Here is a 5,983-nt window from a genome sequence, read left to right as displayed (position 1 = left end):
GGGGAAGCCCCCAACTACCATCGGCGCTAAAGAGCTTAACTTCCGTGTTCGGTATGGGAACGGGTGTGACCTCTTTGCCATCATCACTAGACTATGTTCGGTTTCCAATTTATAACGTATCTTGAAACCCTTATGTATTTCGTTTTGAAGTTGTTTACCTGTCCTTCAAGACAAGAATTATTGTATAACGTTTATCAACATAATGCAACACTTTTTTATAAAAAAAAGAAATTACTACTTTTTGAAGATATTTTTGTTATGTGAGAGAAATAATCGCTCTGCTAATCATTATAGCAATTGTTATTTCAAAAGAAAACATTTTATTACATAAAAATTAAAAAGTTTAGCCTATCATTAAATACTACGGTCCTTTTGGCAGTCTATCGATAAACAATTTGAGAACCCATGACGAAATTGCCTATTTGTAGTTTCCCCAATAGTTTTGCAGTTAAAACTACTTAGTAAATATGAAGTAAAAACTTTACCTTACTTTACCGAAATGTAGCAACTCTTTTTCAACATCCTGACAAAATTAAACTCCTACCTTTCAATTGTATTTCCCTAGTCATATTTAAGAAAAGCTTTGATTTTCGCTGAAAGTGGCGACTCTGAGTGAAAATCTAAAGCTTTTTATTTATATATTTCCCTACCATTATTTTCGTTTAGTATTTCGCAAAAACATTCGTCAGAGCAGCAAGTAATTGATCAATTTCTTCGAATGTTGTTGTTGGTCCAAAGGATATTCTAAAAAATTGACGTGCCTCCTCCATCGTATAGCCCATTGATAAAATTGCTTTCGTACCAGATTCACTGTGTATATCACAGGCACTACCAGTAGAAATACAAATACCTGCCTCGTTTAACTTTAACAATACATATTGCCCTTCCACTTTTTCCATTATCAAACCGCATATATTAGGCAGTTGCTCTACACTGTCAATCAATTGACAAGTTGAAGGTAAATTTTTTCGTAAATATTGGCGCAGCAAATCATAATGTTGACGCTCATATTGATAATTTTCAATGGCTGTCGCAAATGCAACAATGGCAGGTGTATCTAATGTTCCGCCACGTAAACCTCGTTCATGCGTTACACCAGGCGTTAATGCTGGAACTCGAATTTTCGGATTTATAAAAATAGCCCCACACCCTTTAGGTCCTCCTATTTTATGGGCTGAAATCGTCATCGCATCTACGTATGCACTAAATGAATTTATTGCTAGTTTACAATAGGATTGCACACAATCTACATGGAAAAATATATTTTCGTTATTTGCTATTACGGCAATTTCCTCTACAGGTTGGATGGAACCTATTTCGGAATTTACATGTTGAATCGTTATTAATGCTGTATCTTCCCTTATCTCCTCACGAACTTGTTCTACATCAATACATCCATCAAACTGTAAAGGTAATTTCGTGATGGTAAACCCCATTTTTTCAAGTGTATTTAATGCTGCATGAACGGATGTATGTTCGGCTTGTGATGAAATAATATGCTTGCCTTTTTTTGAAGCTAAAGCGAGTGACAAAATTGAAATTAGATTTCCCTCTGTTCCGCTCCCAGTAAAAATTATCCCATCACGTTCTACACCGAGAGTCCTTGCAACTATAGCCCTTGCCTGCTCAACAAAATAATTTGCTTGTCCTCCTAAATCATGTAAGCTCGCACTGTTTCCATAATAACGTTTTGCAACATCACAATAAGCTTGAAGTGCATTACTCGACATTGGAGATGTTGCTGCATAATCCATATAAATCATCTTATTCTCCCTTTCTAGTCATCAACTCTTGTTTTCCTTTTTATTTTATGTAAAGATATGTGTCAAGACAACTGTAAAGAAGGTATAGCTATGGATGTAAAGACTGACATACTCATTATTGGTAGCGGCATTGCCTCTCTTCAAGCTGCACGACTACTCGGACAATATTTTCAAGTACAGATTGTTACAAAATCCTCTGTTAAAACAAGTAGCTCTTATCGTGCACAAGGAGGAATAGCTGCTGTTACTAGTCCAGAAGATCATATAAAGTTTCATATCACTGATACACTGTCTGCTGGTGAATACCATCATGAAAACAAATTTGTTGATGTACTTATAAAGGATGGCATGACGATTATCCAACAACTGCTATTAGATGGATTACCAATTGATCGACAAGATAATGGCGAACCTGCCCTTGGCTTAGAAGGAGCACATAGCCATCATCGCATTTTACATGCCGGTGGTGATAGAACTGGTCAAATACTGATTGATTACTTGCTTCAGCATCTATCTCCAAACGTTCACATGAATAGCAACGAGATGGCTTTTGAATTGTTATTGAATACGGATGGTGCTTGTATTGGCGTAATGACAAAAAGCGATAAAGGAATAAAACGTTATTTTGCTCACCATGTCATTCTTGCTTCAGGTGGTGCTGCTGCTCTCTACGCAAGCACTTCTAACTACACCACGAATACTGGAGACGGTATTGCATTAGCGTATCGAGCGGGTGCTGCCATTAGTGATATGGAATTTATGCAATTTCATCCAAGCCTATTATGGTGTAATAACGAGGCTAAAGGATTGGTTTCTGAAGCTGTTCGAGGTGCTGGAGGAATTTTTGTAAATGCAGAGCGTCAACCAATTATGGTAGGTGTGCATCCATTGCTCGATTTAGCACCACGTCATGTTACTGCACACACGTTATATACTAAACGTACATTCGGGCAAGAGACGTTTATTGATATTTCAAGCATTCAGGGATTTGGAGATAAATTCCCTACTATTACAAAACTTTGCATGGATAACGGTATTGATTTACAAAACGGTCTAATTCCTGTTGCTCCAGGCAGCCATTTTTTAATGGGTGGTGTGATTGCTGATGATACGGGAAGAACTTCGATTTCTAATCTTTATGCAGTTGGTGAGGTTGCCTGTACAGGGGTTCATGGTGCAAACCGTTTAGCTAGCAATTCATTACTTGAAGGCATAACATTCGGTCAAAAAATGGCTCAATTTATTATACAAACTGGTTGTAAGCAAACAAATTTCACGCTTGCTGTTGCTCATTGCCATCAATCGATGCCTGCTTTATTCACAAAGGAAAATTTACAACAAACAATGATGCAACTATTAGGCATCGTCCGAAACCCTTTGGATATGCAGCTTTTGATAGAACAACTACCTTCATTACAAAATCTAAGTCAAGTTAATGTAATGGGCTTAAATCAACAGCAACTAGAACTTTACATGATGCATATTGTTGCATCATTGATGGTACATGCTGCCATCACACGAACAGAAACTCGTGGTGCTCACATTCGGAATGATAAGCCTAACAGTGAAGCAAAGTGGGCACAGCGCTGGATTATTTTTCAACAAGGACAAATGAAAGTGAGGAATTCATTGTATGAATATCATCAAACTCGAGGAAATGCTCAAGCAATTTTTTAATGAAGATATAGGAGATGGGGATTTATCAAGCGAGCTGATCTTTTCATTTGAGCAAATAGGTTCTTTTTCGTTTTATGCAAAAGACAGCGGCATTTTTTGTGGAACACCTATTATCGAACATGGATTTCGTTTACTCGATCCCTCCATGCATATAACTATGCATAAAAATGATGGTGATACCGTCAATATCGGAGATGTTCTTGCTGTTATTAAAGGACCTCTACAAAAATTATTATTAGGTGAGCGAGTGATTTTAAATCTTATTCAACGCATGTCTGCTATCGCCACTGCAGCCAATTTAGCAGTTCGTGAAACAGTAGGAACCTCTGCGAAAATTTGCGATACACGCAAAACAATTCCTGGATTACGTATGCTCGATAAATATGCTGTACGAGTAGGTGGTGGCTATAATCACCGAAGTGGCTTATACGATGCTATTATGCTCAAGGATAATCATATTGCTTTTGCAGGAAGTATTACCAAAGCCGTACAAACTGCTCGCAAAAAAATTGGACACACTGTAAAAATCGAAGTGGAGATTGAAACGAAAGCACAATTAGAAGAAGCTATATTAGCTGGAGCGGACATTATTATGTTTGATAATCGTACACCTGAAGAAATACGTGCTTGGCTTCCAATCGTTCCAGCACATATTGCGACTGAAGCTTCTGGTGGCATTACATTAGAAAACCTCAATGCTTATGCAAAGTCAGGTATTCAATGGATTTCATTAGGTGCATTAACCCATTCCGTAAAAGCTTTTGATATTAGCGCACTTGTACAAATGAAAGGAGAGCATACACTTGTCCATCACTAGTTTACTACAACAAACCTCACTACTTCCTGAGCATTATCGAACATTATCAACAGAAGAAATGGAATCTCGTATTCGAGCTATTAAAAAGAAGCTAGGTAAGAAACTCTTTATACCTGGACATCACTATCAAAAAGATGAAGTAATACAATTTGCTGATGCTACAGGGGATTCCTTACAGCTTGCTCAAATATCTGCTGCTAATAAAGAAGCTGAGCATATTGTTTTTTGTGGTGTGCATTTTATGGCAGAGACAGCTGATATGCTAACTACGGAGAAGCAACATGTCTACTTACCTGATATGCGAGCAGGGTGTTCGATGGCTGACATGGCAGATATTTATCAAACAGAACAAGCATGGCCTATTCTACAGCAACTTTTCGGCAATACAATTTTGCCGTTAACATATGTTAATTCTACTGCTGCAATTAAAGCATTTACTGGACGTCACGGTGGCGCTTGTGTAACCTCCTCCAATGCAAAAGAAATGGTAAAATGGGCATTTTCACAAAAACAGCGTATTTTATTTTTACCAGATCAGCATTTAGGCAGAAATACAGCGTTCGATTTAGGTGTGCCACTCGAAAATATGGCCGTATGGAATCCACATACGAATACGCTTGAAACAGATCAATCGCCAGAAAATATTCAAATAATATTGTGGAAAGGACATTGTTCGGTACATGAAGGCTTTACAGTGCAACATACAGCAATGGTTCGTCAATCACATACAAATATGCGTATTATCGTTCATCCTGAATGTAGCCGAGAAGTCTTAGCTGCTGCAGATGATGCAGGCTCTACAAAATATATCCTTGATACTATTAATAATGCTCCAAGCGGATCAGCGTGGGCAATTGGAACAGAAATGAATCTAGTAAACCGCATTATTCAACAACATCCTGATAAACACATTATTTCTTTAAACGAAAACTTTTGCCCTTGTCTTACAATGAATCGCATTGACCTTCCACATTTACTGTGGTCACTTGAAAGCATTGATCAGGGCAAACCACATAACCGTATTCAAGTGAATACCTCAATAGCAAAAGAAGCTCGTAGCTCTCTTGAAAGAATGCTGTCACGTGCATAAGCAAAAAAAGCGTCTACCTATTTAGCGGTAGACGATTTCAGACTGTGGACAAACTCGAAGATTTTCGAGTTTGTCTACAGTCCTTTTTTATTTAAAATTAATATAGAGGTGATGACTACTGCCGTTGTTTTCCGCTACGGGTGGTCGCTTTCCGCGGGCACATCGTAAGCCGCAACCCTCGCTAACGCGCGGTCTGTTGCGTCTTACGTACTGTGTGTTCTGAGCAGGAGTCGCCCGCCCTTCACTCCAATCAACTTTATATGTATTGCTAACAGTCTACTATAAATAAAATAATCTATTTGAGGTGATGGAAAATGATGACGAAGAATCAAGTCAATGAACGTGAACAATAAGAAATGCATTGACCAATTGGTGCCACAAAACCATTTAGTTCGAAAACTAGAGGCAGCGATTGATGTTTCGTTTATCTATCCATTAGTCGAAAACCTCAAATCGTCTACCTACTTTAACAGTAGCCGACTTTTCGTATTTTTTCTGTTAAAAAAAGCACAGTCGATGTAAACAATTACATCGACTGTGCTTTAGTATGACCCCTACGGGATTCGAACCCGTGTTACCGCCGTGAAAGGGCGGTGTCTTAACCGCTTGACCAAGGGGCCAATGGCGGAGAAGGAG

At 38.3% G+C, this 5,983-nt stretch carries 4 protein-coding genes, 1 tRNA gene, 1 rRNA gene and 1 pseudogene; 4 read left to right on the top strand and 3 right to left on the bottom strand.

Features of this window, described 5'->3' with window-relative positions:
- Both rrf and ACQKNX_RS25565 read right to left on the bottom strand, forming a co-directional pair.
- Positions 1-91 (bottom strand): 5S ribosomal RNA (gene rrf / locus ACQKNX_RS25570); the annotation flags it as partial.
- Positions 92-662: 571 nt separating this feature from the next.
- A complete protein-coding gene (locus ACQKNX_RS25565; RefSeq protein WP_427431335.1) occupies positions 663-1,754 on the bottom strand; it encodes a cysteine desulfurase family protein in 1,092 nt (363 codons plus the stop codon).
- 99 nt (positions 1,755-1,853) lie between these two features.
- On the opposite strand from ACQKNX_RS25565, the gene nadB reads away from it, so the two are divergent.
- From nadB to ACQKNX_RS25545, 4 genes and pseudogenes are all read left to right on the top strand, one after another.
- Positions 1,854-3,440 carry an L-aspartate oxidase gene (gene nadB / locus ACQKNX_RS25560; RefSeq protein WP_427431334.1) on the top strand — a complete coding sequence of 529 codons (1,587 nt, stop codon included), beginning with the start codon at positions 1,854-1,856 and terminating at the stop codon, positions 3,438-3,440.
- Positions 3,397-4,257, top strand: coding sequence for a carboxylating nicotinate-nucleotide diphosphorylase (gene nadC / locus ACQKNX_RS25555; RefSeq protein ID WP_427431333.1), 861 nt, complete (start codon positions 3,397-3,399; stop codon positions 4,255-4,257). The genes nadB and nadC overlap by 44 nt, the downstream gene beginning before the upstream one ends.
- Positions 4,244-5,347, top strand: coding sequence for a quinolinate synthase NadA (gene nadA, locus ACQKNX_RS25550; RefSeq protein WP_427431332.1), 1,104 nt, complete (start codon positions 4,244-4,246; stop codon positions 5,345-5,347). Before nadC ends, nadA begins: the two co-directional genes overlap by 14 nt.
- A gap of 314 nt (positions 5,348-5,661) precedes the next feature.
- Positions 5,662-5,803: pseudogene (locus ACQKNX_RS25545) on the top strand (IS5/IS1182 family transposase); the annotation flags it as partial.
- 92 nt (positions 5,804-5,895) lie between these two features.
- On the opposite strand, the gene ACQKNX_RS25540 reads toward ACQKNX_RS25545, so the two are convergent.
- A tRNA-Glu gene (locus tag ACQKNX_RS25540) sits at positions 5,896-5,967 on the bottom strand.
- Positions 5,968-5,983: the final 16 nt, after the last annotated feature.

The sequence above is a fragment of the Lysinibacillus sp. NPDC093712 genome, from assembly GCF_050280025.1.
Lineage (GTDB): Bacteria > Bacillota > Bacilli > Bacillales_A > Planococcaceae > Lysinibacillus.
Note: the sequence above shows the minus strand (reverse complement) of the source record. Positions and strands in the feature narration are given on the sequence as shown.